This is a genomic window from Mesorhizobium sp. M0910 (assembly GCF_040319465.1).
Classification (GTDB): Bacteria; Pseudomonadota; Alphaproteobacteria; order Rhizobiales; family Rhizobiaceae; genus Mesorhizobium.
This window is the reverse complement of sequence record NZ_JAMYNZ010000001.1, coordinates 221518-247731: the sequence shown is the minus strand read 5'-3', so window position 1 is coordinate 247731 and position 26214 is coordinate 221518. Positions and strand designations below refer to the sequence as shown.

The following is a 26214-nucleotide window of genomic DNA, read 5'->3' as shown; positions in this document are numbered from 1 at the left end:
AGCGATCCCGCATGGTCTTTGACCAACGGGTTCCCGCATGCGCCTGCAGCGCGACCGACGGGATCTTGGGAGGAAAGACAATGCGTCAACACATGCTGAACGCTGCCCTGGCGAGTGCCTTTGCAGCCTTGCTCTGCCTGTCGTCAGCAAGCGCCTTTGCCGAGGTCAAAAAAGGCGATCCAGGCGCCACCTGCACGTCGGAAAATCGCACAATCAACGGGCAGGCGGCCAAGTGCGAGATCTGCTCGGCGACGAAATGCGACACCAGCGGCACGACGGTGAGCAATTGCCGCAAGGAGACGACCACGACCTGCACGATTGGCGGCAAGGTGGTCAGTCCCAACCCGAAATGGAACCGGATCGAGAAGCTGCCGAAGAGCAAGATGCAGTTACAGCAGTAGGGCTCGTCCGGAGCATCCCCGACAGCTTCAAACCCTTGCAGCGCAAGGGTTCAGCTGTGCATGGCGTCGAATTTTTCTCGCGCGGCCTTGACGCGCTCCGTGTTCTTGCGTGCCCATTCGCCAAGCGCATCGACCGGCACCAGCAGCTCGTAGCCAAGATCGGTCAATTCGTAGTCGACCCGCGGCGGGATGGTCGGGAATACGGTGCGGGTGACGAAGCCGTCGCGCTCGAGCCCGCGCAAGGTGGTGGTCAGCATCTTTTGCGAAATGCCGCCGACCGCGCTGCGCAACTCGTTGAAACGCAGCGGCCCGTTGCCGAGTTTGCCAACGACGAGCACAGTCCATTTGTCACCGACGCGCTGCAGGATTTCCGAGACGGCGCGGCAGTCCTCGGTGCGGTGCGGGTGCCTTGGTAACAAAAAAGTGCCTCCTTGCACATTGAGCGGCCGGTTACTCATATAGCTCAGGTATCTAAACGATACCAGTATTGCTGTAAGGAGAGCCCCTGTATGTCAAAACCCAAAATCGCCATCGTCATTGGTTCGACCCGCGCCGCGCGCTTTGCCGACGTGCCGGCCCAATGGATTGCCAGGATCGCCAAGTCGCATGCCGATATCGACGTCGAAGTCGTCGACCTGCGCGATTTCCCGCTGCCGTTCTTCGATGAGGTCGCATCCTCCGCCTGGGCGCCGTCGCAGAACGAAGTGGCGCAGCGCTGGCAAAAGAAGGTCGCCGGATTCGACGGCTTCATCTTCACCGCCGCCGAATACAATCATGGCCCGACGGCCGTTCTGAAGAACGCCATCGACTACGCCGCCAACGAGTGGAACAAGAAGCCGGCCGGCTTCGTCGGGTATGGCAGCGTCGGTGGCGCGCGCGCGGTCGAGCAGCTGAGGCTGCATGCGGTCGAGTTGCAGATGGCGCCGGTGAAGTCCGCCGTACACATCTCCTGGGCCGATTTCCTTGCGGTCAAGCAAGGCGACAAGAAGCTCGACGAGTTCGAGCACCTCAACCAGGCGGCAACCGCGCTGGTCAACGACATTGCATGGTGGGCGAGGGTGCTGAAGACGGCGCGTCAGGCCGATGCCGTCGCCGAGGAAGTCAAGGCGGCCTGAGCATAGGTTCGAACAGTCCTCCCAAGGATTAATTCTCCCAAGCATTGGGGCGGCGCATGCGCCGCCCCTTTTGTTTCACACGGCATGGGCGTCCTGCGCTTGCCGTGGCCTGATGATGCAATCGGCAAGGCGGTCCATCTCGTTCAGCTCGTCGGCGTGATGCTGGCCCCACTTGCAAAGTGCCAGCAGGATCGGCTCGAGGCTGAGGCCGAGCCGCGTCGCCGAATACTCGACGCGCGAGGGGATCTCGGCAAAGATCTCGCGGCGGACGAGGCCGTGCTCTTCCATTTCGCGAAGCTGCTGGATCAGCACTTTCTGGGTAATGCCGGGCATCAGCGCCTGCAGCGCCGACAGCCGCCGGGGCCTGTCGAAGAGATGGTACAGGATGACGGCCTTCCAGCGGCCCGAAATCACTTTCAGCGCGCGCTCCGCCGGCAGCATCGGCAGCCTCTTGATCAGCTTGGTCATGGTCACCTCCCGGTCAGCAGCGGACAAATCGGTGTGTAGTCGAAGCCAGGCAGATAGTGGCAAACAGCGGCCGATGCCAACAGCAATCGGTGCCTGCGATGAGAGCTATTCAACTGAACCGTTTCGGCGAGGCCGACGTTCTCGAGATAGTCGCGGTGCCGAAGCCTGAGCCGCAAGCCGGCGAGGTCCTGGTCCGCGTTCATGCGGCCGGGGTGAATTTCTTCGAAGTGCTGATGCGCGCGGATCGCTATGCGGTGACGCCGCAGCTGCCGATGATCCCTGGTGTCGAGGCCGCCGGGATCGTGGAGGCGCTTGGGCATGGGGTGGAGGCTTCCTTGCTCGGCATGCGCGTCGCTGCGCCGTTGTTCGCCTCAAGCCAGCCGTTTGGCGGCTATGCCGAGTATGTGACGATCGACGCAAGCCTGGCCGTGCCGCTGCCGGATGCGCTCTCGTTCGAAGACGCGACGGCATTGATGGTGCAAGGGCTGACGGCGCTGCATCTATCGCGGCAAAGCCGGCCGGCCGGCAAATCGGTGCTGGTCGCCGCTGCCGCGGGTGGCGTCGGTTCGTTGCTCGTCCAGCTTGCCAAGCGCGCCGGCGCGAGCCGTGTCATCGCGGCAGCCGGCAGCAAGGCCAAGCTCGATCTTGCTTTGTCGCTGGGAGCCGATGCCGCCGTCGACTACAGCAACGCGGATTGGCCCGAGCACGCCCGGGCAGCGACAGGTGGCGCTGGCGTCGACATCATCTACGACATCGTCGGCGGCCCGCTGACGGCGGCCGCGCTCGAGGCCCTGGCGCCTTGCGGAGAGCTGGTGTTTGCCGCCCTTGGCAGATACGCGCTCGGCGCCCCGGAGATGGAGGCGATGATCGGCCGCAACCAGTCGCTGAGGGGTTTTGCCCTGCTTCCGTTGCTGTCTACGGACGGGCTCCGTGACGGCCTTTTGGAACTTTTCGATCTGGCCGCTGGTGGTCAGCTTGTGGTGACCAAAGGTGGCCGCTTCCCACTCGACCAGGCCAGCCACGCACACCGCCTGCTGGAGGAGCGCGGCGCAACCGGCAAGGTCGTCTTGATACCTTAGCAGGTGGTCGGCAAGGAGCCGAGGATCCGGGCTTGTGCCGTACAGGCCGTCAGCGAACCCGGTAGAACGGATTAGGCAGCAGGAACAGCTTCTCGGCATGCCCCCCGAACAGGTCGGATGGCTGGTCACCGACATTGGCAATTATCGTGTAGCCGGCCTTTTCGATTTCGGCCCTTATGGGTGCCTTGAAATCTGCTGCGGAGCCGTATTTGGCCCCAGGCTGGACCATGTAAAGGTGCTCATAGCCGGCATAGCCGGCCGACTGCAGGTTCTGTTCGGTTGCCTGACGTTGGTCCTCCGGACGTCCGGTGATGAAGAACACCGCGACTTTCGCCGTTCGCGCCTGCCGGAAAACCTCCAGCACAGGGTCGATAGCCGGATCCTTCGCAAGCTGATCCCAGGCGGCCCAGCCACAGGGGCCGTCGATTGCGATGTCGCAGGCGCCGCCGATCGGGCGGCCGAAATTGTCACGTGTGATCACTTCCCAGTTGGCCAACGCCGTCTCGTCGATGTCGAGCACCAGTGCGGGGCGAGGCACCTCCATTGCGCGCTTGACGACCCAGTCGCCTGCCTGCTTCGCCACAGCGGCAAGGTCGCGATCATAGTCGCCGGAATCATGATAATTGGCAGCCGCCAGCATCGCATCGCCGACATTGGCTGGCTGGGACGGGCTTGTGAGAAGGAGCGAGTCGGAACGCGCCGGCCCAGGAACATTTGTGCCGATCATCAGCACGATTGCCCCGACACGCGCAATTCTATTCCAACCAATCGCCCGCATCACGAGACTTTGCAGTCACGAGAAGTCGGCTGTCAAGCGAGGTCTTCCACAGGTCCTCGAGACTGCGACGCTGAATTGGACATTCCAGATGCCGAATGTCTCTATGGGTTGCTGCACGCTACACGATTTCCGCCGTCGCGGTCTTTGCCCCCGACAGGTGACGCACCGCCGGAACCGCCGGTCGAAATGCGTCACCCGAAAAATCATGCCGTTACGCGCTTTGCCGTGCCTACGCCGCCTGAACGATCTCGACCAGTTCAACGTCGAACACCAGATCCCGTCCCGCCAAAGGATGATTGCCGTCGAGCTTGACGCTGGTGTCGTCCACGCCGACGACTGTTACCGGCATCGGGCGCCCCTCTGCGGTTCTGACCTGCAATCGAGTGCCGATATCGACGTTGATGTTGTCTGGCACGCGGGCGCGGTCGACGGTCATCACCGCTTCGGGGCGGTGGGGGCCATAGGCGGCGTCGGCGGGAATGGTGACGGTGCTTTTCGCGCCCACCTCCATACCCTCGACATGGGTTTCGAGACCGGCGATCACTTGTCCTTCACCCAACGTGAATTGCAGCGGTTCGTTGCCGGAAGAATCGAACTGAGTGCCGTCAGCCAGGCGGCCATTGTAATTGATGCGCACGGTGTCGCCATTCTTGGCCTGTGTCATGATAGCCATCCTTTGAAAGTTTCGAGGGGCCGGCCAGAGCTCACAGTCCCGTCCTCGATCATCCACGCACTCGGGTGCGCGGCGCGAAACGCTAAAACTAGGGACCTGGCTGCCGATGTAAACCCCGATTGGGCTACGCCGGCATGATCCGCCAGCGTTCGTCGCCTTCGGCAGGAGTGCGCCGGACTAGCGGGTCATGCCGACTCAACCCATTCAGGCGGCGTGCAAATGGCGGCTAGATCAGGTTATGGCCGCCATCGATGCGGATTGTCTCGCCGGTCGTGAACTCGCTTTCCATGAGGTAGACATAGGCGGCGGCGACGTCCGCAGCGGTCGGAATTTTTCTCGACGGCAACCGGGCAGCCATGTCGGCAAAGAAGCTGGATTTGGCTTCTCCAACAATGTCCCACATCGGTGTGTCGACCCATCCGGGAGACACGACATTGACGCGCGTCGGGGCCAGTTCGAGCGCCAGGGCGCGGGCGAAGTAGCTGAATGAGCCGGCAATCGCTGAGACGACCGAGCCTCCCGGCACTGGCGGCTTGTCCTTGTTGATGCCCGAGGTGAAGGTCATGGAGCCACCGGCCTTCAGGGTGCGCACAGCGTGCTTGGAGAGCATGACGGCCCCAATCAGCTTGTTGTCGACGAAGCCTCGCACAGCCTCCATGTCGGTACTGCCGATCGGATCGCCGGGCGGCAGTGTTCCGGCGGTCGATACCAGGTGGTCGAAGGGACCGATCTCCTCGAACAGGCGAGCGACGTCCGCTTCGTCGGTCATATCGGCAACCAAGCTGGTCACGTGCCCCGTATTGAGCGTCCGTTCGGCCGCCTGCAGTTTCGCGGGCGACCGGCTGACGATCACGACCTTCGCTCCGCAATTGAGAGCAGCTTCCGCGACGCCGAGACCGATGCCGGAGCTGCCGCCGATGACGATGACTTTCCTGTCCACGAGCGATGTCATGGGAGGTCTCCATTCGTTTGCGATTTCGGTGAGGGTCAAGCTTTGCCGTCGTAGGCGGCTTCGAGGTCGGCGATGATGATCTTGCGCATCCCGTACATCGCCTGCCGGACGCGGTTGGCCTTTTCGCGGTCCGGGTCGGCGCTGAGCCGCGGCAGGATTTCCGGGATGACCTGCCAGTAGACGCCGAACTTGTCGGTGAGCCAGCCGCAGGGTTGTTCCCTGCCGCCGCCGGCGGTGAGCGCCTCATAGTAGTAGTCTGTCTCGGCCTGGTCCCTGGTCTCGATGTAGAGTGAGAGCCGCTCGTTGAAAGGCGGCTGCGGCCCGGCATTGAGCGCTGTAAGGTGCAGACCCTCGAGCTCGAAATCGAAGGTGGCATGCGGGACCGTCTTGTTGGTTCCGGACACCCAGTCGGTGTATTCGAGCGTCTGGAGCGCTTTGCTGTTCTTGAAGACCGAGAGGTAGAAATCGCGGGCCTCCTTGGCGTCGGTGTTGAACCAGAGGAATGGGTGGATGGTGGCCATGTCCGTTCTCCGTTAATTCCTTGCGGCAGCGATTTTTGGCGAAGAGCCTGTCCGCTGTTGCTTTCATTCAGGCTTAGCGGTAGTCCGACGGCCGATAGACCGAGCCGTCCCAGTCGCGGGCAAACCCGAGGTCTTCGAGCCGGCGGGTCGAGAAGCGTGCAATCTGCCGCTCGGTCCGGCGCCGGCTGCTCGAGGCGAGGATGCGGCCGGCCATGCCGGTCAGGACGTCGACGATGGGTTCAACTCGTTTGGCGTTCATGGTGCTCTCCCAGAGTGGCGGCAGTTTTGGTTTCAGCAGTTGCCCCGCGACTTTCGTCAGCGAGAGTATAAGTCACATCAAATCGCCTTTTGCAGCGGCGGTGAATGACTGAATACGCGAGCAAACATGCCGTCTTCCGGCCTGGACGACAAACGACTTATCGGCGACAATGTGTGAGCATCGCTCACATATAGGTATCGATCCATGCCCCGGAAGCTGCCTCCCCTCACCACCTTGCCGAGCTTCGAAGCGGCGGCGCGCCTGTTGAGTTTCTCCAAGGCGGCAGAGGAACTTCATGTCACCCACGGTGCGATCAGCCGGGCGATCAAGAACCTTGAGGATCAGCTCGGTGTGCAGTTGTTCGAGCGCGGTACGCGTTCGGTGAGCCTGACCGCCGTCGGCGAGCCCTATGCGCGGGCGGTGCGCGAGGTGCTCGACCAGTTGGCCGCCGCCACTGCTGCGGCAACGGCCCGCTATTCGAGCTCGACACTGAACGTCAGCACCTCCGATGGCTTCGCGGGGAGATGGCTGGTGCCACGCCTCTACCGCTTTCACCGTGCGCATGGCGACATCGATGTACGGGTTTCGACGAGCGGGAAGCTGACCAACTTCCTCGGCGACGGCATCGATGTCGCCGTCCGTTATGGCAGCGGAAACTATCCGGGGCTCACGTCGGAGTTCCTCACCGGCGAGGAGGTGTTTCCAGTGTGCAGCCCAAAGCTTCTTGAGGGTGCGCATCCGCTGCGCACGCCTCAGGACCTCAGACACCACACGCTGATCCGTGACAGCTTTCCGATCGACTGGGCGACCTGGCTGGCGAGCGCCGGGGTCGAGGGCGTGGACCCGCAGAGCGGGATTACCTTCGACTCTGCCACCTTTGCCATGGAGTCGGCTGCACAAGGCGAGGGGGTGGTGCTGGGTCGGACCATGCTCGTTGCGGCCGACCTCGCCGCCGGGCGGCTTGTCCGCCCCTTCGGCCACGCCCTGAAATCCCCTTCCAGCTTCTATCTCGTCTACCCGCCGGAGGCGATCCGTCAGCGCAAGGTCAAGGCTTTCAGGGATTGGCTGCTTTCAGAAGTCACGCCGCAAATGGACTGACAGGAAGGCCGAGAGAACAGGATCGTCTACGGGTCAATCGCCCGGTGACTGTCGGCTCGCCCGAACTGCGGTGATGATCCAGGCGCGCGAGTCGAAAAGCACACCGTCCGCGGTCAAGTGCGCGTCGAGCAGATCGCGCAACCGCCGTAGCGCCGCGTCGACATCCACATCCGCGCGGGCGAGCGGATCCTTGACCAGTTGCAGGCCAAGCAAAGCGTCATAGGCCGCATCGACGTCCTGGCCGTAGAAGACCGGCTCACGCACTTCGGCAAAGTCGACCGAAACAAAACCGGATGCACGCAAGATCTCCGCGGTGATGGCGGGGTCGCCAAGCGAAAACGGGGTGGCGGCGCCCGCCGATATGGCGGTCCCCGGCGCAATTGCCCCCTGAATGGCAGTTGCCCACTCATTACGGTCCTGGCATTGCCATACCATCCACACAAGACGTGCCCCTGGTCGCATCGCCCGGCCGATATTGGCGAACGCCGCCGCCGGATCGGCAAAGAACATCACGCCAAATCGACTGATGCACAGATCGAAGCCGGCAGGCGGAAATACCAGCAATTGCGCATCGCCGCGCTCAAAGGCGACGTTTCGCAATCCTTCTTCGGCGCTACGGCTCCGGGCGATCTCGAGCATCTGCGCCGATACATCCACGCCGAGCACGCTCCCTTCCACCGCGACACGGGCGGCATCACGAGAGGATTGTCCCGAACCGCATCCGATATCGAGCACGCAATCGCGCGTTCCCGCCTTGACCGCAGCCCTGAATACCTCGTTGTGCCGCCGCAGTTCGGCGTCGTAAAACTCAGCGCAGTTCAACACCATCGCACGCCTGTCTGGAGGTGGGCCGGCAGCATTTCCGGCCGCTCTGCCCTGATCTTTTCGCGTCGGGCTAACCCCGAACTGTCAGCCGCGCCGCGCCGCCTCGATCGCTGCAACGTCGATCTTTTTCATCTCCATCATCGCTTCGAATGCGCGCTTTGCTTCATCGCCGCCGGCGGCCATCGCTTCGGTCAGCACGCGCGGCGTGATTTGCCAGGAGATGCCCCATTTGTCCTTGCACCAGCCGCAGGCACTTTCCTGGCCGCCATTGCCGACGATGGCGTTCCAATAGCGGTCGGTCTCCTGCTGATCGTCGGTGGCGATCTGGAAGGAGAAGGCTTCGTTGTGCTTAAACGCGGGCCCGCCATTGAGGCCGAGACAGGGGATGCCGGCGACCGTGAACTCGACCGTCAGCACGTCGCCTGCCTTGCCGGACGGGTAGTCGCTGGGAGCGCGGTGGACGGATTTCACCGAACTGTCGGGAAAAATCTCGGAATAGAAGCGGGCCGCAGCCTCGGCGTCCTTGTCGTACCAAAGGCAGATCGTGTTCTTGGCGATTGTCATTGCTGGTCCCTTTGCTTTCGAAATCAATCGGGGCTTTTGAAATCAACCCGGGTTTTTCACAGCTGGCCTCGGCGTTGCACCGGACATGGAAATGCGCTCGTGCCATCGACGTTCCGGCAGCAGCAGCTGCCCGGAATCAAGGTACCACGGCTGGTGCTTTCAGGACCAGATGCGGGCAGTGACTCGAACCGGCGATGGTCCGCCTGGTCCGACCGGCGGCCTCACTCTTTGCGTAGGGCAGCGCCGCTTTGCTCAAGGTCGCGCTGGCTTTCCGTTGGCGCGCCGTTGCCTCAGAAGGCGCATGAGCAAGTTCCGTCTGTCCTTGCGCGGGACGAGTTCGATATCGCTGACAAGTTTTGCGCCGCCCTTGTGCCGCTCCAATGTGATCTTGCGGCTGTGGAAGGCCTCCAGCTCGGCGCGGTGCGCTACGCTTATGATGGTGACCTTCGGCAATTCGCGAATAATCATCTCCATCATCTTGTCCTGGCTCTTCTCATCGAGTGCCGACGTTGCCTCGTCCAGCACGATGATATCGGGGCGGTGCAGCAGAAGACGCGCAAAGGCGAGGCGCTGCTTTTCGCCACCCGACAAGGTCTGGTCCCATGGCGCGTCCTCCTCGATCCGGTCGTTGAGGTAGTCGAGCCCCACCTTGTCGAGGGCAGCCTTGATCTTATCCAGCGTCCAGTTGTCGGCGGCGCCTGGATAGGCGACAGCGCGGCGAAGCGTCCCGGTCGGGATGTAGGGCCGTTGCGGCAACATGAACAACCGTCTGTCGGCGCGGATGTTGACGCTGCCGCTACCCCATGGCCACAGACCCGCGACGGCCCGCACCAGCGTACTCTTGCCCGAGCCGGATTCGCCGGCGACGAGCACCCGCTCGCCTGGTTCGATCACGACCTCGGTTTCCTTGACCACGGCGGTGCCGTCGTCGAGCGACACGGAGAGATTGTTCAGGCTGAGCATCGCATCGCCGCCGGTCTCGCCGCGCTTTATGCGTCCCAGCGTGTTGCTCTGTTCCGCCCGCTCGAGCCCGTCGAGCGACATCATCAGCGAGGCGATGCGCCGTGCACAGGCGTTCCAATCGGCGAGACGGGGATAGTTGTCGACCAGCCATCCGAACGCGCCCTGCACGATGGCAAAGGCCGAGGCAGCCTGCATGACCTGTCCAAGTGTCATGCTGCCTTCGAGGAACTTTGGAGCGCAAAGCAAGACCGGCACGACAGGCGCAAACAGGCTCGACCCCTGAGACACCAGTGCCGTGCGCATGTGCTGGCCTGCAAGGAGCGCCCATTGCCTGAGCACATGGGCAAATGTCTTGTCCATGCCGCTGCGCTCCTCCTCCTCGCCGCCGAGCAATGCGATGCTCTCGCCGTTTTCCCGCACGCGCGTCAGCGTGTAGCGGAACTCGGCTTCCGCCTGATTTTTTTCCTCGGAGAGGTGGACGAAATGGCGGCCAATGACCGCCATCGAAGTGGACGTGATCGCGGAATAGAGCACTGCGGTGATGACCAGGAAGCCGGGAATGGTGACGGTCGAACCTGCAATCGTCAGGGTCAGGGCGCCGCCGATCGTCCAGAGCACCACGATGAAGGTCGAGGCCGACAGAAATGCGACGATGACACCGGCGATGAAATCGACGGGCGATTCGGTGGCAATCCGCAAATCCTCGGCGATGCGGGCTTCGGGGTTGCTATGATCGCCGCCGACGAGGTTCAGCTGATAGTAGCGGCCGCTTGCCAGCCAGCGCGCGATGACCGCGGTGGTGAGCCAGGACCGCCAGCGGCGCTGTATCCTCATGCGAAAGAAGACTTGTGCCACCACAAGGCTGGCGCTTCCGATCACGAGTGGCAGGAATACGGCGCTCAGCCAATATACGGTGTGGGCATTGCGTTGCTCAATGGCGTCGAAAATTGCGCGATTCCAGACATTGATCCCATACTGGAAGCCGACATTGGCGACGATCAGGACCAACAGCCCGATCGTCAACGGCCAGGCGACCCTGTCGCCACTGCCGCTCCAGTAACCGCTCGCGCTGATCCAGAAGCGCTTAAGCAGGTATCTCTTGCGCGCCCGCTCTGCCTCTTCAGGTGTCAGCTCAGGATCGGGTTCGGTGACATCCGGCGGCGGCGCGGGCTGGCCGACGACCTCTGACGCGACTTCGACAGTCGATTGTTTCTCGCGGCGCGACTTCTCGGCATCGCGCGTTCGGGCGCCGTCAACCGATTTCAGCTTAAATTTAGCCTCGGGCATCCGGCGATAACGGCTTAAAAATCAGAAGGTTTCATAGCGTCCGCTCGAGATCCGAGATGCCAACAACGCCAAGGCTTCGCAGCTGTTCCGGTGCTCGCAGCAGCCTATGGTCGTTCTCGATGACAGGCTTTGATCGTTGCGGGGCAGAATTCGCTCAGGCTCTCAAGATTTGTCCGCATGCTGCATTCGAAGAGGCTGGACGCAAGCGGCGCGAAAAGTGCCATCGGCCCGAGTCAACAGGATCGAGGAGGAGAGATCATCTCGATTGCGATTGCGAGCATTTGCTGCCCAGCCGGACCGCGCCAGCCCCGAATTCCGGAACAAGGGTGCGATTTTGCCGTTGAGCCAGAAACCGGAAGCGACCCGCATGTCCGAATTGCCGAATGAAGAGATCGAAGGGCGGCTGAACGCCCAGCGCGAGACTCTGGCGCTGGTCGTTGCGCTGCTTGCCAGCAAGGATACGGCACCCGAGCGAATATGGGCCGAACTGGAGGCCCGTTTTCAGTTTCAGAACAGTCAGGAGGACCCTGGCGTCCTGCCAAGCCGCGCATTTGCCATCGAAGCTACGAAGATGCGGGAGTTCAAGCTGATCGCCGAAGAGGCGCAGGCGCGCAATGCGGAATGGAACGGCAGGGACAAGCCACAGGGCGCCAGCTGAAACCCCGGAGAGTGGATGCAGGACCGGCCATTTTACGATGACTGAGCAAGCGTCAGCTTTGCTGCAAAAGTGTACGTGCCAACTCTTGCCATTCCTCGTCAAGCGTTAAGGTCGACGGCGCCGCGTTGCTGCGGCGATACCAATATTCCGCATTCGACTGGTCGCCTTCCTTGCGGTGGAGATAGGCATGCACGTGCATGCCCGCCGTATTGTCGCGCTGCTGCGCGCACTCGTGCGCCTTAGTCCAATCGCCCTTTGCATCCCACCACAACGCCTGCAGGGCAGGGCTCAAGCCGGCTGGCGGCTGTGGTTTTGCAATCGAATCCCTGAAGGTTTGCAGATCCATTTTTCCACCATAGCGACGTTCAGGGCGCCGATAATACCCGCACCGGCAGCCGACCGGAAGCGTGCTTTGGGCGGGACGACCGGAATGGGGGGACGTCCGATAACCGAACGGCCAGACGGTTGATTCGATGACGTGCATGAAATAGTGCGCACCACAACACCATGACGCCTGAGACAGCGAGGATGAGCCGATGACAGCCCCCGACAAGCCGCGCCAATTCTACCACGGCACCCGGGCCGACCTTAAACCGGGAGACCTGATCGAAGCCGGTTACAGCTCCAATTACGGGGCGCGAAAGCAGGCAGCCTGGGTCTATCTAACCGGCACTCTGGATGCCGCTATCTGGGGTGCAGAACTGGCCGCCGGTGACGGACGCGAAAGGATCTACATCGTGGAACCAACCGGCCCGGTCATGGACGACCCCAATCTTACGGACAAGAAATTTCTCGGCAATCCGACGCAGTCCTATCGCTGCCGCGAGCCGCTCAGGATCACGGGCGAGGTCACCGAATGGCAGGGCCACTCCCCCGAGCGGCTGAAAGAGATGAAGGACCATCTCGAACGGCTGAAGGCACAAGGCATCGAGGCGATCGATTGAATTGCCAAGTTTGGCCCTAGCCTACGGTCGGCAGCAGTCCCCGCGAAATACGGCTCCACGTCCGCAATGGGTCCGCGAGTTGTCGTTGCTTGCAGGGCTGGAGAGCGGATGCTCCTTTTCATCTCGTCGCGAACGTGATGATCTCTGGGCTCGAAGGGCCAAGTGGGCTGCCGTCAAAGCCGCCGAATTGCTGTTCGATCCGTAGCCCCGCGTTCCCCAGCAGGCTCGATAAGGCGTCCGTCTCGAGGAATCGCAAGGTGCTGCGACTAACTTGCGGAAGGCTCGGATGCTTTCCGCCGAACCTGTGGGTGAATGTCACCGTCTGTCCATCGAACGGCATGATCACCTCTGTTGTGATCTGCACCAGCGACCCGTCAGGCAGCTCAACGACGACCGCATTTTCGGGTGTCCAGTGCTCCCACGCCCGCACCGAAGGGTTCCGCGTTTCGAACGCGAAGCATCCGCCTGGCACAAGGGCGTGTCGGACAGCCGCCATGAAATCCCTCAGGTCTTCGTCGCTGACAAGGGCCTGGAATGCGTGCCCCGTCATCACAATGAGATCAAACTCAGCTGTCCAGCCGGCCGATTGGAGATCGCCGAGAACCCATTCGATATCCGCGCGTGTTCGTGCGCGATTCAACACGCCGGGTGCCGGGTCGATGCCGCAGAGCCGCCCTGAATGTCCGGCCAGGCGTGCCTCGTGAAGGAGGGTGCCCGTTCCACATCCGACATCAAGCACCGCGTCTGCTGTTAGAATGCGGGGCAGGTAGAAATCATAGTCGTCGCGCGCAGATCTCGGGTGCCAGGCATCGTAGACGGCAGCGAGATATGGGTCGGCGAAAAGGTGGTCGACCATAGGCGGTATTCCCAATCAACTTTGACTGTGCGAGCGGTGTCGCCGCGAGCATATAGCCCATAAGTCGCGTCGATCGTTTACCGCACGACCTCGCGGTGGCGGCCGGGCAGGCGGGTGGCGATGAGCTTGTCGATGCGGCGGCCGTCGAGGTCGACGACCTCGAAGCGCCAGCCTTGCGCGTCGACACATTCGCCGGTCGCCGGCAGATGGTGCAAATGCGACAGCACATAGCCGGCGACGGTTTCGTAGTCGCGGTTCTCGGGCAGGTCGATGCCGAGGACCTCCGCCATCTCGTCGGCCTGCATGTAGCCGGCAAGCAGCCATGAGCCGTCCTCGCGCTTGACGGCGTTTTCCTCTTCGCCGGCATCGAGATCCGAACGGAAGACGCCGGTAATCGCTTCCAGTATGTCGGCCGGGGTGACGATGCCTTCGAAATGGCCGTATTCGTCATGTACCAGCGCCATCGGCACGTCGGATTCCTTCAGCGTCGCAAGCACGTCCAGCGCATCGGCCTGGTCATGCACGATTGGGGCCGTGCGCACGTGCCGGCGCGGGTCGAGAGCGCGGCCGCCGAGCATCGCCGCCAGCACGTCGCGGGTCTGGACGACGCCGATCATGGCGTCGACGCCGCCGTCGCCGGCCGGCAGGCGCGAATGCTGGGTGTCCATCAGCAGCTTTCTGATGGCCGCCTCGTCGGATTGCAGATTGATCCAGTCGACCTCGGTGCGCGGCGTCATCACCGCGCGCACGGCACGGTCGCCGAGCCGCATGACGCCGGCGATCATCCGCCGTTCGTCGGATTCGATGGTGCCGTGGTGCTCGGCTTCGGCGACCAGCATCTTGATCTCCTCGTCGGTGACCTTGTCCTCGCTCTGGCCGCGCTGGCCAAGCAGCCACAGGAGGGCGCGGCCGGAAAAATCGAGCAGGAAGACCAGCGGCGCCGAGACGCTGGCGAGGATGGTCATTGCCGGGGCGACCCTGACGGCTACCCGTTCGGGGTCGCGCAATGCGATCTGCTTGGGCACCAGTTCGCCGATGATCAGCGAGCCATAGGTGATGAGGGCGACGACGATGCCGACGCCGAGCGGATCGGCGAGGCTTTCGCGGATGCCGGCCGACGCCAGGGAGGTGGCCAGCCGCTCGCCGAGCGTGGCGCCGGAAAAGGCACCGGACAAGACGCCGACCAAAGTGATGCCGATCTGCACCGAGGACAGGAATTTTCCCGGATTGGCGCCGAGCGCCAGGGCCCGGCCGGCGCCCTTGACGTTGCGGTCGATCATCGTCTTGAGGCGCGCCGGCCGCGACGAGACGATGGCGAGTTCGGACATCGACAGAAGGCCGTTCACGCAGATGAGGACGACCACGATGGCAATTTCAGCATAAAGCATGCCGGGTCCATAGCATTGCCGCGCGGTTTTCGAAAATAGGACGGTCGCGCTTTTTAAATTTAGCGAGCCGGGCAATCAGGCGGCATCCATGCCGCATCCCAGGGCGGCGCGGAAAAATGCTCGATCAGGGCGTCGACGACGACGCGCACCTTTGGCGCGAGATTGCGTGTTACCGGCCAGATGGCATGCACCACGGTGTTTTCGACAAGACAGTCCGACAGAACCATTTCGAGCTCGCCGCGCCTGATGCTGTCGGCCGTCAGCCATGTCGGCAGATAGACGATGCCGCAGCCGGCCAGTACCGCATCGAGCATCGGTTCGCCGTGGCCGAGCACCAGCCGCGCCTTGGGCGCGAATTTTTCGAGACGGCCGTCGACATGCCTGACGGTCCAGGGGTGGACCGTGCCGTCGCGGCCGTAGCCGATGAGGCTGTGCCTGGCCAGGTCCTCGATCGATAGCGGCCTGCCATGGGCGTCGAGATAGGCGGGGGCGGCGCAGATGGCCGAACGTTGGGCATAGATGCGGCGCGCGGCGATCGACAAGCTGTCGTCGAGGTCGCCCATACGCACCGCCAGGTCGATGCCTTCCTCGATCAGGTCGACGCGCCGGTCGTTGAACGAGATTTCCATCGTCAGGTCCGGGAATTTTTTGGAAATGTCGAACAGAACCGGGGCGACGCACCGCCGGCCGAAGGCCAAAGGCAGGTCGACGCGCAGCCGCCCGGAAGGCACCTGCTTGCGCGAAGCCAGCAGTGACTGCGCGGCTTCGATCTCGGCCAGTGCCCTGACGCAGGCTTCGTAATAGCTCAGGCCCTCACTGGTCGGGCTCAGGCTGCGGGTGGTGCGGTTGAGCAGGCGAACGCCCAATCGCTGTTCCAGCTGCGCGATCGACTTGCCGACCGCCGATTTCGTGACATGCAGCCGCGCGCCGGCGCCGGTGAAGCTGCCGGCCTCCACCGCGTGAACGAATGCGACGATGCCTTGCAAATCGGCCGATTCCAATGAAGCGCTCCTATTGTAGAGTTTTGCTCCTTAATCTGTTGCATAACATGCCACATGGAAGCACTTTTCTCCATAGTGAAACGGCATAAATGTCTCGCGCACCATCAACCACGGAGCGCGAACCAAATGAGCACCCAAAACAGATCCTGGCAGATGACCGGTTTCGGCCTGTCCAGTTTGAAACCGGCCGAGGGAAAGCTGCCCCGACCCGGGCCGCATGATCTTCTGGTACGCGTCACAGCGGTATCGCTGAATTACAAGGACAGGATGATCGTCGATGGCGTGCTGATACCGGACCTCAGCTTGCCGTTCGTGCCGACATCGGACGCGGTTGGCGAAGTTGTCGCCACCGGCAGCGAAGTCAGCCGCTTCGGCATCGGGCAGCGCGTGCTCGGTCAGGTGATCGCCGACTGGCCGGACGGCAACGCCCCGCCGGTGCTGCACAAGCATACGCTTGGTTCGTCACTGCCCGGCATGCTGTCCGAGCATGTGCTCTTTCACGAGGATGCCGCCGTGGCGGCGCCGCCGTCGCTCAGCGATGTCGAGGCATCGACGCTGCCGATCGCGGCGCTGACGGCGTGGTTCGCGCTGGTCGAGGCGGCCAAGCCTATCCCGGGTGAGACCGTTCTCATCCAAGGCACCGGCGGCGTGTCGCTGTTTGCGCTGCAGTTCGCCGCCGCTTTCGGCCTGCGCGCCATCGTCACCTCGAGCAGCGACGAGAAGCTCGAGCGGGCAGAAGCGCTCGGCGCCTGGAAGGGGATCAATTATCGCAGCCATCCGGCATGGGACGAGGTCGCCCGCGAGCTGACAGACGGCGCCGGCGTCAGGCACGTGCTGGAGATGGTCGGCGGCGACAATGCGCGGCGCTCGCTCAATGCGCTGGGCGCCGACGGCAGGCTGTCGCTCATCGGCCTTCTCGGCAGCATGGAGCTCAGTTTCCCGATCATTCCGTTCCTGCGCAACCGGATCGTCGTGCAGGGCATATCGATCGGCCACCGCCGCGCCTTCGAACGAATGAACCAGGCGATCGAGACGCTCGCGATCAGGCCGGTGATCGACAGGGTGTTTGGCTTCGACGAGGTGCCGCAGGCATTCGAGCGTCTGGAGACCGGACCGTTCGGCAAGATCGTGATCACCGTCCCCTGAGCCCATCGGGCGAAATGGCTGTCAGACGGGCCGATTGCGCGCCTACGGCAGTTGCAGCAGTACGCCGATGATGGCCTTGCCGTCGGTGAAATAGGGATCGCCTTCGCCGTTGCGCCCGGTCCTTGTGGCGCCGACGCCTGGTATCTCGCTGGTCGAGATCAGCATGCCGGCGGCGGAGAGGTCGTGCATCAGCCCATCGCGCTCGGCGTCGATGTCGGGGCCGATGTGATGAGTGATCGCGCCGGTGTCATGGCTGAGGCCGACGCCGCGGTCAAAGCTTGCCGAGCCAAGCCAAAGCGGCCGGCCGTCGTCTCCGGTCGCAGCGGTCTGCCAGAAGCGGACGTGGTGGCGCCGGTCGGCGCTGTCGCCGACCGGCTTTTCGAAGGCTAGGTCCTGGGCGCGGCCTTCGAACAGCAGCCGGCTGACCGGCGCGTCGGGATAGGGGCGCTCAAACAGCACGCTTTCGCCGATCTCGATCGCCGTCTTCAGCGAGACCGCGTCTGCCGTATCCCAGCCGGCGACGGCAAAAGCATGGACAAGCTCCTTCTTGGTGCCGACAAGGCCGACATTGATCGGATCGCCCGGAATGCCTTGCGGCGTGTGCGTCACCATCTCGAATTGCTGATTGCGAAAATTGCGGTCCCGTAACGTCCAGAACTCAGGCGCGGCGAAATAGGCGAGCGAAAGATAAGCGGCACAGCATGCCACCAGCCAGGTCGTTGCACGTCGTCGAAGGCTTCGTTGGCTCATGCATTGGCTCGAACTGGCAGGCCCGTCGGGCCGTCGAAATCCTTGGCAAGCGGCGCGCAACCGGTCTATCCTCATATTTTAGCATGAAATGGCGTAGAACCGGCTAGCACGAATGAGGGCGTGATGGAGGGTAAACCGGCGCGCGGCACTGCCATGGCGTTGACCGCCGACTTTATCGCGCTGGTCGAACGGGTCGAGCCGGATCCCGGCCCCGAGCCGGGGACGACCGAGCATAGCGACGCGGAGTTCGATGATCTTGTCGAGCAGCTGCTTCTGGAATACCGGCGCCAAAGCGCTCTGGGTCTTTGCCTACGGCTCGCTGATCTGGACGCAGACGCTGGCGCGGGCAGCCGGACATTGGGGTTCGTCCGCGCAGTATCTGTTCCGCGCCGTCAGCATGCTTGAGGAAAGCGGAATCCGCGACGAAACTTGTGGCACGGCCAGGATCTGGTGGCGCAGCACGTCATGGCTTTCACCGGCGACACACAGCGCGGCTGATCCAGGCGCTGTTGCACGAAATGACTTGTCGCATTTCATCTGAAAACCCGAATGGTCAGCGGCAGGCGCGATAGCCGTTCTTGCGGTTCTTGATGTCGAAATGGAAATGGTTGCGGTGGTCGTAATTATAGCCGGGGCCGAGCACGGTGGTGAAATACTGGCAGCCATCGGCCCGCACATTGTTGAGGAAGCCGCGCGTGCGGAAGGCGAACAGGCCGGGCTTGCGGACGTCGATGTCGTCGCCATTGTTAAGCTCGATGCTCATCACGTCGAGCGCATTGCCCTTGCCGTGTTCCGACAAAACACCTTCGCCGGCGATCCTGCGGCAGGAATAGCTCGAGCCCTGGTGGATGGTCTTGACGCCTGAAAAATAGCGCCAGCGGGCCGACGGGACGAGTTCATTCCTGGTCCAGCCGGCAAAGCTGGCGGCCATGTCGCAAGTCAGCGTCGCGGCCGGCTTCATCGCGACGCTGCCGATGGCCGAGACCCTGACCGGATAATCGATGCCGCATTGGCCTTCATGGATCGGCGCGACGTCGGTGTAGACGACGCCGAGGCGTTTCAGCTCCTTGCGGCAATCGATCTCTGCGGCCGGCATCTGTTCGGCCGGCGACATCGGATTGTCCATGCGCGGATAGGCGGCCGTCATATAGGGGTTGGATGGGACGAGGCGCTGCATGCCGGAATATTCTGGGCCGGAATCTTGCTGGCCGGAATAGGGCGGAACGGCAGCGGTCTGGCTGCCGACGTCGACGGCCGGCTGCAGCGACAGCACGCTGCCGGTGTTGCAGGCGGAGACCGCCGCAATGGCAAGCACGACGGCAAGCCTGCCGGCCATGCGCGCGCGTCCTGTGTGCCGCGCAGCGACAAGCGCAGCGCGAATTAGCCCGGCCATCGGAAGGGTTCCTGTCCCAGATGGGACAGACTCTAAACCTGAAGAGTAAAGGAAAAATCAGCGGCGCCGTTCACGTCTGCGGCCAAATTGCGGCGCCCATCATCGCGGCCGGCGTCATTGGCAAAACGTGCCGCCATTGCGGCGCGGTTCGAGATCGAAATGGAGATGCTGCGAATGATCGGCATCGCTGCCGGGGCCAAGCACGGTCTTGAACGGCCCGCAGGCTGCCTTGCGCACTGCGTCCAGGAATTTCGCGTCCTTTTCCGGCGGCGCCGGGCCGACATCGATCTCCTTCCCGTCCGAAAGCTTGAAGCTGGCGATATCGAGCGCATTGCCGAAGGCGTGCTCCGACAATTTGCCGCCACCATTGCGCGACCGGCAGACAAAGGCGGAGGCCTGGCCAATCGATTTGAGGTCCTCGCCAAACTCCGCCTTTGCAGCAGGCTGGATGACCGAAGCAGCAAAGCGTGCGGCGGCCTCGGCCATCTGGCAATTCAGCTCGGGCTCCGGACCGATGGCGATGGATTTGCCGAGCGTCTTCAGCACGATCGGGTAGGGGATCGAGCAACCGACCGCCGCATCGCGCTCGGGCTTGCGCTCCACGAAATCGACGCCCATCGATTTCAGCCGCCTGCGGCAGGCCAATTCCTCGGCCGGCATTTCTTTCTCGGCAATGGCGACCGATCGAGGATCGGGAAGGATTTCTTGCTCCGTCTTTTTGTCTGCCTCGGCCGGGTTTCGTGGCGCGACCGATGAGTTTGCCGGCGGCTCGGCCTGCGCCGGCTTTTCAGGCGGCTGTGGTGCGATCGCCGGCGGTCTCGGCTGCTCGGTCCTGGACTGGCCATTTTGGGGCTGATCGTTTTGAGGCTGACCGTTTTTGGGCCGCTCAGCCTCCGGAGCGGGGCGTGGTTCGGGGACCGGGATCTCGGTTGGTGCTGGCGGAGTGACTTGCTGGTTGAGTTGCGGAACCGGTGCGGTTGGCGGCAGCTCGGGGGCCTTGGCTGAAACGGGTCCCGCCAGCGGCGTAGCCGCAACGGCCAGCAGCAATCTGCCCAATCTGAAAAAGCCAAACGCCGCCATTGTATCGCAACGGCCAGAATGCAGCGAAGTTGCCTTGGGCGAGGGGGGCTGGCGATCACAATCGGTAACCGCGCTGTTACGCGCCGATCGCTTCCAGCCCCTCCTCGAGCCAGTCCGCCAGCAGCGGCATGCCGAGTAGATATTTTGCCGTGCGCTTGTTGGCGCGCTCGCGGGCGGCGGTCAGCGCGTCCGTCCATTCCGTCGCGTCATAGTCCCCGCGGCCAACCCAGGCCAACGCAATCAGTTCGGCCGCTTCGTCGACATTGAGATCGTCGATCAGCTCGCGCAGTTCTTCCTCGGTGAGATCTTCGGAGCTTTCCTCGGCAAGGCCGTCATGATGGTGGTTGTCGTGCGCGTTGCCGTCGAGCTCTACCTCGTGCTCGGCGCCGTCGGCATAGTCTTCGTTGACGGCGGCGCTGAGCGCCTTCGCCTTCAGGATGAACAGGCGCACGGTGTCGGGACCGATCGAAAGCTCCCAGTCTCGTTCAACGCGTTGCTGCACCGGCCGTCTCCCTGCTTCGTGCTCGGTCGGCCCGATGATAGCGGATTTGCAGCGCTCGTCACGTTCTCTTGCGCGTGGGCGTTAGTCGCGAACCATGATTATGATGCCCTCTCTTCCCGGAATAAGATGGCCTTGCTGGGAGAGATCGCGGTTTTGAGATAGGATGACATTTTCCGGGACGAAACGGCTTTGGCCCGGCGTTAGTGTTGCATTGTCAGGTTCAAAGGAGAGTGTAATGCGCAGACGATTGCTGATTTACGCCATGGCCATTGCCGCCCTGCCGCTGATTGCGGCTCCGGCGTTTTCGGCTGGTGAAGGCGGGGGAGGTGGTGGCGGCGGCGGCCAGAGCCAGTGCAAGAAGGGGGAGGCCTGGGACAAGAAGCAGAAGAAATGTGTCTCGCCCAAGCAAGGTATGCTGGATGACGACAGCATCTATGATGCCGGTCGCGCGCTGGCGATGGATGGACGCTATGACGAGGCGATCGCCGTGCTCAGCCTCGCCGCCAACAAGCAGGACCCACGCATCCTCAACTATCTCGGCTATTCGCACCGCCATTCCGGCCGCGTCACCGTCGGCCTCGGCTATTACGAGGAAGCGCTGCGCATCGACCCGAACTACACGCTGGTACGCGAATATCTCGGCGAGGCGCACCTGCAGATCGGCGATCTTGCCGGCGCCCAGGAGCAGCTCCGCGAAATCGAGAAGCGCACGGGCAAGGGATCTCGCGAATACGGCATGCTGTCGGAGCAGATCGATCATTTCATGAGGAGCTGATCCGACCTCCGGACGCTGCTCATACCGGCTGCGGCGATCGCAGCCGGTTTTTTGCTGTGCTCACATGCTGCTCCGAACTGGAATTTGGCATCACGGTACACGTGATGCGCTCCTTGACGTTAGGTCAGCCGCGCAATCGGTGGATGATTTTTCAAAATCCGACTTTTTGGACGTGAAAAACCCGCGAAGATTGCTATATCTTGCAAAGATTGTGGTGAGACGGTTCCGTTAGCGAGGCTGCCGGACCGTTTTCTTTTTGTACCATCGACAAGGTCGCTCCCGATTGCGGGGGCGGCGGCAGGAAAGGTCAGGCATTATGAACAAGGTCCCGATGACAGGCGAGGGGTTCGCGTCATTGAAGGAAGAACTGCGCTGGCGCCAGCAACAGGAGCGGCCGCGTATCATCGAGGCGATTTCCGAAGCGCGCTCGCATGGCGACCTCTCCGAAAATGCCGAATATCACGCGGCAAAAGAGGCACAGAGCCTCAATGAGGGCCGGGTCAACGAACTCGAGGACCTGATCGCGCGGGCCGAGGTGATCGACGTCACCAAGCTCAGCGGCGACAAGGTCAAGTTCGGTGCCACCGTGGTGCTGGTCGACGAGGATACCGAGGAGAAAAAGACCTACCAGATCGTCGGCGACCAGGAGGCCGACGTGAAGTCCGGCCGCATCTCGATCTCCTCGCCGATCGCGCGCGCCCTGATCGGCAAGGAAGTGGGCGATGCTATCGAGGTCAACGCACCGGGCGGCGCCAGGGGTTATGAGATCGTCCAGGTGCAATTCATTTAGAACCTTTTGATAATTCTACTCTGGCGGCCGACTAGCGCGGTTTTCTGCCCTTCCGGTGCTCACGTACTTTAAGTACGCTCCGCTCCGGTTCTCGAAAACCACGCTATTCGACTCGCCAGAGCGAATTCTGAAAAGGTCCTATGCAGAGCCTTGTAATTTAAGCGCCAGCAATCTCTCTGCTTCCGCCATCACCTCCGGCGGCGTGACGCTGCGGCCAGGCGCGGCCAGTAGCGTCGATGCGAACGGCCCGCGCGGGCCGGTCAGGCCGGGCTCCGTCGCCAGGAATACAGCCACCGTCGGCACGCCGAAGGCGCTGGCGAGATGGGTCAGGCCGGTGTCGGCACCGATGACCAGCGTCGAGCCGCCGATGACGGCGGCGATCTCGGCAAGCGGCGATCTGGGAACCACCACGGTTTGCGAAACGGCGCGGGCGATCGCTTCGGCAACCGCCTGTTCCCGGTCGTTCGACCAGGTGGTGACCGGGGTCATCTCTCGTGCCACGAGAAGCCTGGCGATTTCGATCCAGTCCGCAACCGGCCATTTCTTGTCCTCGCGGCTGGTGCCGTGCAGCAGGAAGGCAGTTTGGCCGGCGATCGAGGCCGAGCCGTCGGCTGGCGGCACTATGCCGGAATCGAGGTTGGAGAGATCGGGCTGGTAACCTAGCGCCAGCCCGAACAACCGCCGCGTCCGTTCGATGGCGTGCAGGTCGCGCGGCACCGAGTATCGCCGGTCGTAGAACATTGTCGCCGACGGTTCGCGTGCGCTCGAGCGGTCGAAGCCGGCAATTGGTGCTGCCGCCAGCCGCGCCACCAGCGCCGATTTCAGCAGCCCCTGCGCGTCGATGACGAGGTCGTAATGGCCTACCCGCAAGGCGCGGCGCAAGCCAGCCGCCTCGCGCCAGATGCCGGCGTCGAACAGGTTCTGCTTGCGCCAGCGCCGGATGGCGATCGTCTGAATCCAAGCGATCGCCGGGTGCAGCGCCACGATGCCAGCAAAGGCCTCTTCCACGCACCAGTGGAAGGAAATATCCGGGCGGGCGCGGCGCGCGTCCTCCACTGCGGGAAAGGTGTGGATGACGTCGCCCATCGACGACGTCTTGACGATCAGCACCTTCATGCGGCGGCCGGCATTTCCAGCAGCCGCTCCGCCGCCGCCACGACGCGTTCGACCTCCAGCGTCTTCAGGCAGTTGAGATGACCGAGTGGGCAGATTTTTTTGTGGCAGGGCGAACAGGACAGGCCGAGCCAGACCAGTTCGCGGCGTTCGGCGAGCGGCGGCGTGTTGTCGGGCGAGGTCGAGCCGTAGACGGCGACGACCGGCGTGCCGACGGCGGCGGCGACATGCATCAGCCCGCTGTCGTTGGAGACGGCGAACCTCGCCGCGGCGATCAGGTCGATGGCATCCTCCAGCCGCGTCTGGCCGGCAAGGTCGGAGGCGCCCGGCGCCAGCGCCGCGATTTCAGCCGTCACCTCGGCGTCGTTCTTCGATCCGAACAGCGCGACGCCAAACCCTTTCGCCATCATCTCGCGGGCAAGGCCGGCATAGTGTTCGCTTGGCCAGCGCTTGGCCGGGCCGAATTCTGCGCCGGGCATCAGCGCCACGAATTTCCCCGCCGTCAGCCCGAAACGGCTGAGCAGTGCCGCCTGGCTGGCTTGATCGACAGCGAGCTTCGGTGCCTGGAAGGCGCCGCCGCGGGCAAGGCTGAAATAGGCCTGCGCGGTGCGCCGTTTCAGGCGATCGGGCAACGGCACGATGTCGGTCAGCAGCCCGTAGCGCATTTCCTTGAGATGGCCGACACGGCGCGGAATGCCGGCAAAGAACGGGATCAGCGCCGACTTCCAGCTTCCCGGTAGGACAAAGGCCATGTCGTAGCGGCCGCGCAGCAGGCGGCCGAAGCGCCTTCGGACGCGGAATTCGAACGCGCCGGATGGCAGCGGCAGGTCGATCTGCTGGCGGATTTCGGGCATGCGCTTGACCAGCGGTGCTGCCCACGCCGGCGCCAGCACGTCGATGGCGGCGTTCGGATGAAGCTCCCTCAGCGCCTGGAACAGGCACTGCGCCATCACCATGTCGCCCACCCAGCGTGGGCCGATCACGAGGATCGTTGGGCTTTCAGCCATTCGACATAGTCTCTGACGCCGGTTTCCACTGTGCGGAACTGGCCATTGTAACCGGCTGCGCGCAAGCGGGACATATCAGCTTGCGTAAAGCTCTGGTAGCTGCCCTTGAGGTGGTCGGGAAACTCGATGAATTCGATCTGGCCCTTGCCGAGCGTATCGATCACCGTTTCGGCAATGGCGCGAAACGGCTGGGCCTTGCCGGTACCGCAGTTGAAGATGCCGCTAGAACCGCGTTTCCACAGCCACAGATTGACGTCGGCGACATCGCCGACATGGATGAAGTCGCGGCTCTGCTCGCCGGGCCCGAAACCGCCATAGGCGCCGAACAGCTTGGGGTTTTCGCCGCGTTCGACCTGGTTGAACAAATGCAAGGCGACAGAGGCCATGGCGCCCTTATGTGCCTCGCGCGGTCCGTAGACGTTGAAATAACGCAGGCCCGCGACCGGCGAATGGTCGGTATCGAAAACGGTGCGGCGGACATAGTCGTCGAACAGCTTTTTCGAATAGGCATAGACGTTCAGCGGCCGCTCGCATTCCGGCTCCTCGCGAAACTCGGCGCCGCCGCCATAGACCGAAGCGGACGAGGCATAGAGGAAGGGTACGCGCAAGGCCAGGCAGGCGTGCAGCAGGTGCTTCGAATAGGTGTAGTTGACCTCCATCATGAACTTGCCGTTCCATTCGGTGGTGGTCGAGCAGGCACCCTGGTGGAAAACCGCCTCGATGCGGCCGAGGTCACCGGCCTCCATCCGCGCCAGAAAGTCGTCCTTGTCGAGATAGTCGGCGATCTCGAGGTCGGCGAGATTGGCGATCTTGTGGCCGTCGGTGAGGTCGTCGACGACGAGGATGTCGCTGAAACCGTCGGCGTTGAGCGCGGCGACGATGTTGGAACCGATCATGCCGGCGCCGCCCGTGACGATGATCATATTAGTACGCCCTGACTTGCCGTTGCTTGCCGATTCCGGCCCTTATAGGGGAGGCCGGCAGGCCTGTCGATAAAGCAGGTGGCGGGGCGGCTGGATGAGCGCCACAGTGCCGCCGCAAACGTCACGTTTCAGTCGGCCTGCCGGCCAACCGGCGACAGGAGCAAGGTAATGCCGTCAACCGAACTGCTTGTCGCCTTTTTCGCCACCACGGCGATCTTCGCCTATATCCCCGGCCCCGCCATGCTCTATGCCGCTGCGCAAACCATGGCGCGCGGCCGCTGGTCGGGCCTGATGGCGGCGCTCGGCATCCATCTTGGCGGCTACGTTCATGTCTTCGCCGCCGCTGTCGGCCTGTCGGTGCTGTTCCATGCCGTGCCGGTGCTTTACATGGCGGTCAAGCTGGTCGGTGCGCTGTATCTGATCTGGCTCGGTGTTTCGCTGTTTCGCGCCAAGGCGCAAAGCGACGTTGTCTTGCCGGGAATTCAGCCGAAATCCGCCCGCCGCGCCTTTTTCGAGAGCGTTGCCGTCGAGGTGCTCAACCCCAAGACGGCGATTTTCTTCATGGCGTTCCTGCCGCAGTTCATCGATGCCTCGGCGGCGTTTCCGGTGTGGCTGCAGTTCGTCGTGCTTGGAACGATCGTCAATTTGATGTTCTCGTCGGCCGACATTGTTTGCGTGGTGCTGGCCGGCGCAGTGATCGCCAGGCTGCGGCAGTCGAGCCGGGCGCAGCGCCTGATGCGGCGGGCCGGCGGTGCGGTGCTTGTCGGACTGGGCGTGCATGTCGCGTTGCAGAAAAGCTGACGCATTGCCTCGCCGCCGTCATCGGTCGAAGGCCTGCCGTTGCGTCGGCTGAAATTGCGGTATATCGGCATCGCCATGAACGGCCGGCCCTGCCAATCGAATTC

32 protein-coding genes are annotated in these 26214 nt (G+C 62.9%); 11 read left to right on the top strand and 21 right to left on the bottom strand.

What is annotated here, in order from left to right; all coding sequences use genetic code 11:
- Nucleotides 1-80: 80 nt before the first annotated feature.
- On the top strand, nt 81-401 hold the full coding sequence (locus NKH78_RS01260; protein ID WP_352737748.1) for a hypothetical protein: 321 nt from the start codon (nt 81-83) through the stop codon (nt 399-401).
- Nucleotides 402-451: 50 nt separating this feature from the next.
- On the opposite strand, the gene NKH78_RS01255 is transcribed toward NKH78_RS01260, so the two are convergent.
- Nucleotides 452-820: a winged helix-turn-helix transcriptional regulator gene (locus tag NKH78_RS01255; protein WP_254819229.1), complete on the bottom strand. Its 369-nt coding sequence runs from the start codon at nt 818-820 to the stop codon at nt 452-454.
- A gap of 90 nt (nt 821-910) precedes the next feature.
- On the opposite strand from NKH78_RS01255, the gene NKH78_RS01250 reads away from it, so the two are divergent.
- Nucleotides 911-1516 (top strand): NADPH-dependent FMN reductase, encoded by a 606-nt coding sequence (locus NKH78_RS01250; RefSeq protein ID WP_352477902.1) that lies wholly within the window; start codon nt 911-913, stop codon nt 1514-1516.
- Nucleotides 1517-1591: 75 nt separating this feature from the next.
- On the opposite strand, the gene NKH78_RS01245 is transcribed toward NKH78_RS01250, so the two are convergent.
- Nucleotides 1592-1984: a winged helix-turn-helix transcriptional regulator gene (locus NKH78_RS01245; RefSeq protein WP_352646532.1), complete on the bottom strand. Its 393-nt coding sequence runs from the start codon at nt 1982-1984 to the stop codon at nt 1592-1594.
- Between the two features lie 98 nt (nt 1985-2082).
- Here NKH78_RS01245 and NKH78_RS01240 point away from each other — a divergent pair, with 98 nt between their 5' ends.
- On the top strand, nt 2083-3063 hold the full coding sequence (locus NKH78_RS01240) for a quinone oxidoreductase family protein (RefSeq protein ID WP_352822115.1): 981 nt from the start codon (nt 2083-2085) through the stop codon (nt 3061-3063).
- A 49-nt stretch (nt 3064-3112) separates the two neighbouring features.
- On the opposite strand, the gene NKH78_RS01235 is transcribed toward NKH78_RS01240, so the two are convergent.
- From NKH78_RS01235 to NKH78_RS01215, 5 genes are all read right to left on the bottom strand, one after another.
- The gene (locus tag NKH78_RS01235) at nt 3113-3790 is read right to left on the bottom strand and encodes an HAD family acid phosphatase (RefSeq protein WP_352506708.1); all 678 of its coding nucleotides are present in this window, start codon (nt 3788-3790) and stop codon (nt 3113-3115) included.
- A gap of 280 nt (nt 3791-4070) precedes the next feature.
- Nucleotides 4071-4505, bottom strand: coding sequence for an FKBP-type peptidyl-prolyl cis-trans isomerase (locus tag NKH78_RS01230; RefSeq protein ID WP_352506709.1), 435 nt, complete (start codon nt 4503-4505; stop codon nt 4071-4073).
- Between the two features lie 235 nt (nt 4506-4740).
- A complete protein-coding gene (locus NKH78_RS01225) occupies nt 4741-5505 on the bottom strand; it encodes an SDR family oxidoreductase (RefSeq protein WP_352506710.1) in 765 nt (254 codons plus the stop codon).
- Nucleotides 5502-5987 (bottom strand): VOC family protein, encoded by a 486-nt coding sequence (locus NKH78_RS01220; RefSeq protein WP_254819234.1) that lies wholly within the window; start codon nt 5985-5987, stop codon nt 5502-5504. The genes NKH78_RS01225 and NKH78_RS01220 overlap by 4 nt, the downstream gene beginning before the upstream one ends.
- Before the next feature lie 73 nt (nt 5988-6060).
- Nucleotides 6061-6246, bottom strand: coding sequence for a DUF1127 domain-containing protein (locus NKH78_RS01215; RefSeq protein ID WP_352506711.1), 186 nt, complete (start codon nt 6244-6246; stop codon nt 6061-6063).
- A gap of 204 nt (nt 6247-6450) precedes the next feature.
- Here NKH78_RS01215 and NKH78_RS01210 point away from each other — a divergent pair, with 204 nt between their 5' ends.
- On the top strand, nt 6451-7344 hold the full coding sequence (locus tag NKH78_RS01210; RefSeq protein ID WP_352506712.1) for a transcriptional regulator GcvA: 894 nt from the start codon (nt 6451-6453) through the stop codon (nt 7342-7344).
- A 33-nt stretch (nt 7345-7377) separates the two neighbouring features.
- Here the strand turns inward: NKH78_RS01210 and NKH78_RS01205 are convergent, their stop codons facing one another.
- The 3 genes from NKH78_RS01205 to NKH78_RS01195 form a co-directional block, all read right to left on the bottom strand.
- Entirely contained in the window at nt 7378-8172 is a 795-nt protein-coding gene (locus NKH78_RS01205; protein WP_352506713.1) for a class I SAM-dependent methyltransferase, read from the bottom strand.
- Nucleotides 8173-8253: 81 nt separating this feature from the next.
- Complete coding sequence (locus NKH78_RS01200) at nt 8254-8727, bottom strand: VOC family protein (RefSeq protein ID WP_352450557.1); 474 nt, start codon at nt 8725-8727, stop codon at nt 8254-8256.
- A gap of 258 nt (nt 8728-8985) precedes the next feature.
- Entirely contained in the window at nt 8986-10983 is a 1998-nt protein-coding gene (locus NKH78_RS01195; protein ID WP_352751904.1) for an ABC transporter ATP-binding protein/permease, read from the bottom strand.
- Between the two features lie 367 nt (nt 10984-11350).
- Between NKH78_RS01195 and NKH78_RS01190 the strand changes: the two genes are divergently transcribed.
- A complete protein-coding gene (locus tag NKH78_RS01190; protein ID WP_352506715.1) occupies nt 11351-11641 on the top strand; it encodes a hypothetical protein in 291 nt (96 codons plus the stop codon).
- 52 nt (nt 11642-11693) lie between these two features.
- Here the strand turns inward: NKH78_RS01190 and NKH78_RS01185 are convergent, their stop codons facing one another.
- The gene (locus NKH78_RS01185) at nt 11694-11987 is read right to left on the bottom strand and encodes a hypothetical protein (protein ID WP_352704151.1); all 294 of its coding nucleotides are present in this window, start codon (nt 11985-11987) and stop codon (nt 11694-11696) included.
- 190 nt (nt 11988-12177) lie between these two features.
- On the opposite strand from NKH78_RS01185, the gene arr reads away from it, so the two are divergent.
- Complete coding sequence (gene arr, locus NKH78_RS01180; protein ID WP_352506717.1) at nt 12178-12585, top strand: NAD(+)--rifampin ADP-ribosyltransferase; 408 nt, start codon at nt 12178-12180, stop codon at nt 12583-12585.
- 118 nt (nt 12586-12703) lie between these two features.
- On the opposite strand, the gene NKH78_RS01175 is transcribed toward arr, so the two are convergent.
- The 3 genes from NKH78_RS01175 to NKH78_RS01165 form a co-directional block, all read right to left on the bottom strand.
- Nucleotides 12704-13441 carry a class I SAM-dependent DNA methyltransferase gene (locus NKH78_RS01175; RefSeq protein WP_352684361.1) on the bottom strand — a complete coding sequence of 246 codons (738 nt, stop codon included), beginning with the start codon at nt 13439-13441 and terminating at the stop codon, nt 12704-12706.
- Between the two features lie 77 nt (nt 13442-13518).
- Nucleotides 13519-14829 (bottom strand): hemolysin family protein, encoded by a 1311-nt coding sequence (locus NKH78_RS01170; protein ID WP_352777033.1) that lies wholly within the window; start codon nt 14827-14829, stop codon nt 13519-13521.
- Between the two features lie 59 nt (nt 14830-14888).
- Nucleotides 14889-15830 carry a LysR family transcriptional regulator gene (locus NKH78_RS01165; protein WP_352704158.1) on the bottom strand — a complete coding sequence of 314 codons (942 nt, stop codon included), beginning with the start codon at nt 15828-15830 and terminating at the stop codon, nt 14889-14891.
- Nucleotides 15831-15956: 126 nt separating this feature from the next.
- Between NKH78_RS01165 and NKH78_RS01160 the strand changes: the two genes are divergently transcribed.
- On the top strand, nt 15957-16976 hold the full coding sequence (locus NKH78_RS01160) for a zinc-dependent alcohol dehydrogenase family protein (protein WP_352506720.1): 1020 nt from the start codon (nt 15957-15959) through the stop codon (nt 16974-16976).
- A gap of 42 nt (nt 16977-17018) precedes the next feature.
- On the opposite strand, the gene NKH78_RS01155 is transcribed toward NKH78_RS01160, so the two are convergent.
- The gene (locus NKH78_RS01155; RefSeq protein ID WP_352777035.1) at nt 17019-17726 is read right to left on the bottom strand and encodes an LssY C-terminal domain-containing protein; all 708 of its coding nucleotides are present in this window, start codon (nt 17724-17726) and stop codon (nt 17019-17021) included.
- Between the two features lie 123 nt (nt 17727-17849).
- Here NKH78_RS01155 and NKH78_RS01150 point away from each other — a divergent pair, with 123 nt between their 5' ends.
- Nucleotides 17850-18131: a hypothetical protein gene (locus NKH78_RS01150; RefSeq protein WP_352777037.1), complete on the top strand. Its 282-nt coding sequence runs from the start codon at nt 17850-17852 to the stop codon at nt 18129-18131.
- Nucleotides 18132-18279: 148 nt separating this feature from the next.
- On the opposite strand, the gene NKH78_RS01145 is transcribed toward NKH78_RS01150, so the two are convergent.
- From NKH78_RS01145 to NKH78_RS01135, 3 genes are all read right to left on the bottom strand, one after another.
- The gene (locus tag NKH78_RS01145; protein ID WP_352740158.1) at nt 18280-19119 is read right to left on the bottom strand and encodes an extensin-like domain-containing protein; all 840 of its coding nucleotides are present in this window, start codon (nt 19117-19119) and stop codon (nt 18280-18282) included.
- Between the two features lie 114 nt (nt 19120-19233).
- A complete protein-coding gene (locus NKH78_RS32565) occupies nt 19234-20199 on the bottom strand; it encodes an extensin-like domain-containing protein (protein ID WP_502899772.1) in 966 nt (321 codons plus the stop codon).
- A 76-nt stretch (nt 20200-20275) separates the two neighbouring features.
- A complete protein-coding gene (locus tag NKH78_RS01135) occupies nt 20276-20701 on the bottom strand; it encodes a DUF3775 domain-containing protein (protein ID WP_254819248.1) in 426 nt (141 codons plus the stop codon).
- Between the two features lie 235 nt (nt 20702-20936).
- Between NKH78_RS01135 and NKH78_RS01130 the strand changes: the two genes are divergently transcribed.
- Nucleotides 20937-21476 (top strand): tetratricopeptide repeat protein, encoded by a 540-nt coding sequence (locus NKH78_RS01130; RefSeq protein WP_352740162.1) that lies wholly within the window; start codon nt 20937-20939, stop codon nt 21474-21476.
- A gap of 316 nt (nt 21477-21792) precedes the next feature.
- Entirely contained in the window at nt 21793-22266 is a 474-nt protein-coding gene (gene greA, locus NKH78_RS01125) for a transcription elongation factor GreA (RefSeq protein ID WP_023719113.1), read from the top strand.
- 138 nt (nt 22267-22404) lie between these two features.
- Here the strand turns inward: greA and waaC are convergent, their stop codons facing one another.
- Genes waaC through rfaD form a run of 3 tightly spaced genes read right to left on the bottom strand, consistent with a single transcriptional unit; the run spans nt 22405 to nt 25309 of the window.
- The gene (gene waaC, locus NKH78_RS01120) at nt 22405-23382 is read right to left on the bottom strand and encodes a lipopolysaccharide heptosyltransferase I (RefSeq protein WP_352740164.1); all 978 of its coding nucleotides are present in this window, start codon (nt 23380-23382) and stop codon (nt 22405-22407) included.
- Entirely contained in the window at nt 23379-24386 is a 1008-nt protein-coding gene (waaF, locus tag NKH78_RS01115; protein WP_254819251.1) for a lipopolysaccharide heptosyltransferase II, read from the bottom strand. Before waaF ends, waaC begins: the two co-directional genes overlap by 4 nt.
- Entirely contained in the window at nt 24359-25309 is a 951-nt protein-coding gene (gene rfaD / locus NKH78_RS01110; protein WP_352740167.1) for an ADP-glyceromanno-heptose 6-epimerase, read from the bottom strand. The genes waaF and rfaD overlap by 28 nt, the downstream gene beginning before the upstream one ends.
- A 168-nt stretch (nt 25310-25477) precedes the next feature.
- Between rfaD and NKH78_RS01105 the strand changes: the two genes are divergently transcribed.
- Entirely contained in the window at nt 25478-26110 is a 633-nt protein-coding gene (locus tag NKH78_RS01105) for a LysE family translocator (RefSeq protein WP_352687813.1), read from the top strand.
- The last annotated feature ends 104 nt before the right edge of the window (nt 26111-26214 follow it).

Excerpts from the sequence above, each read along its gene's own strand:
- NKH78_RS01245 (WP_352646532.1), bottom strand. The coding sequence starts at position 1,984 with ATGACCAAGCTGATCAAGAGGCTGCCGATGCTGCCGGCGGAGCGCGCG.
- NKH78_RS01170 (WP_352777033.1), bottom strand. The coding sequence starts at position 14,829 with ATGCTTTATGCTGAAATTGCCATCGTGGTCGTCCTCATCTGCGTGAAC.
- NKH78_RS01195 (WP_352751904.1), bottom strand. The coding sequence starts at position 10,983 with ATGCCCGAGGCTAAATTTAAGCTGAAATCGGTTGACGGCGCCCGAACG.
- arr (WP_352506717.1), top strand. The coding sequence starts at position 12,178 with ATGACAGCCCCCGACAAGCCGCGCCAATTCTACCACGGCACCCGGGCC.
- NKH78_RS01240 (WP_352822115.1), top strand. The coding sequence starts at position 2,083 with ATGAGAGCTATTCAACTGAACCGTTTCGGCGAGGCCGACGTTCTCGAG.
- NKH78_RS01150 (WP_352777037.1), top strand. The coding sequence starts at position 17,850 with ATGGAGGGTAAACCGGCGCGCGGCACTGCCATGGCGTTGACCGCCGAC.
- NKH78_RS01155 (WP_352777035.1), bottom strand. The coding sequence starts at position 17,726 with ATGAGCCAACGAAGCCTTCGACGACGTGCAACGACCTGGCTGGTGGCA.
- greA (WP_023719113.1), top strand. The coding sequence starts at position 21,793 with ATGAACAAGGTCCCGATGACAGGCGAGGGGTTCGCGTCATTGAAGGAA.
- NKH78_RS01145 (WP_352740158.1), bottom strand. The coding sequence starts at position 19,119 with ATGGCCGGGCTAATTCGCGCTGCGCTTGTCGCTGCGCGGCACACAGGA.
- NKH78_RS01105 (WP_352687813.1), top strand. The coding sequence starts at position 25,478 with ATGCCGTCAACCGAACTGCTTGTCGCCTTTTTCGCCACCACGGCGATC.
- waaF (WP_254819251.1), bottom strand. The coding sequence starts at position 24,386 with ATGGCTGAAAGCCCAACGATCCTCGTGATCGGCCCACGCTGGGTGGGC.
- NKH78_RS01210 (WP_352506712.1), top strand. The coding sequence starts at position 6,451 with ATGCCCCGGAAGCTGCCTCCCCTCACCACCTTGCCGAGCTTCGAAGCG.
- NKH78_RS01190 (WP_352506715.1), top strand. The coding sequence starts at position 11,351 with ATGTCCGAATTGCCGAATGAAGAGATCGAAGGGCGGCTGAACGCCCAG.
- NKH78_RS01175 (WP_352684361.1), bottom strand. The coding sequence starts at position 13,441 with ATGGTCGACCACCTTTTCGCCGACCCATATCTCGCTGCCGTCTACGAT.
- NKH78_RS01160 (WP_352506720.1), top strand. The coding sequence starts at position 15,957 with ATGAGCACCCAAAACAGATCCTGGCAGATGACCGGTTTCGGCCTGTCC.
- NKH78_RS01230 (WP_352506709.1), bottom strand. The coding sequence starts at position 4,505 with ATGACACAGGCCAAGAATGGCGACACCGTGCGCATCAATTACAATGGC.
- NKH78_RS01185 (WP_352704151.1), bottom strand. The coding sequence starts at position 11,987 with ATGGATCTGCAAACCTTCAGGGATTCGATTGCAAAACCACAGCCGCCA.
- NKH78_RS01235 (WP_352506708.1), bottom strand. The coding sequence starts at position 3,790 with ATGATCGGCACAAATGTTCCTGGGCCGGCGCGTTCCGACTCGCTCCTT.
- NKH78_RS01205 (WP_352506713.1), bottom strand. The coding sequence starts at position 8,172 with ATGGTGTTGAACTGCGCTGAGTTTTACGACGCCGAACTGCGGCGGCAC.
- NKH78_RS01260 (WP_352737748.1), top strand. The coding sequence starts at position 81 with ATGCGTCAACACATGCTGAACGCTGCCCTGGCGAGTGCCTTTGCAGCC.
- NKH78_RS32565 (WP_502899772.1), bottom strand. The coding sequence starts at position 20,199 with ATGGCGGCGTTTGGCTTTTTCAGATTGGGCAGATTGCTGCTGGCCGTT.
- rfaD (WP_352740167.1), bottom strand. The coding sequence starts at position 25,309 with ATGATCATCGTCACGGGCGGCGCCGGCATGATCGGTTCCAACATCGTC.
- NKH78_RS01250 (WP_352477902.1), top strand. The coding sequence starts at position 911 with ATGTCAAAACCCAAAATCGCCATCGTCATTGGTTCGACCCGCGCCGCG.
- waaC (WP_352740164.1), bottom strand. The coding sequence starts at position 23,382 with ATGAAGGTGCTGATCGTCAAGACGTCGTCGATGGGCGACGTCATCCAC.
- NKH78_RS01130 (WP_352740162.1), top strand. The coding sequence starts at position 20,937 with ATGCGCAGACGATTGCTGATTTACGCCATGGCCATTGCCGCCCTGCCG.
- NKH78_RS01220 (WP_254819234.1), bottom strand. The coding sequence starts at position 5,987 with ATGGCCACCATCCACCCATTCCTCTGGTTCAACACCGACGCCAAGGAG.
- NKH78_RS01215 (WP_352506711.1), bottom strand. The coding sequence starts at position 6,246 with ATGAACGCCAAACGAGTTGAACCCATCGTCGACGTCCTGACCGGCATG.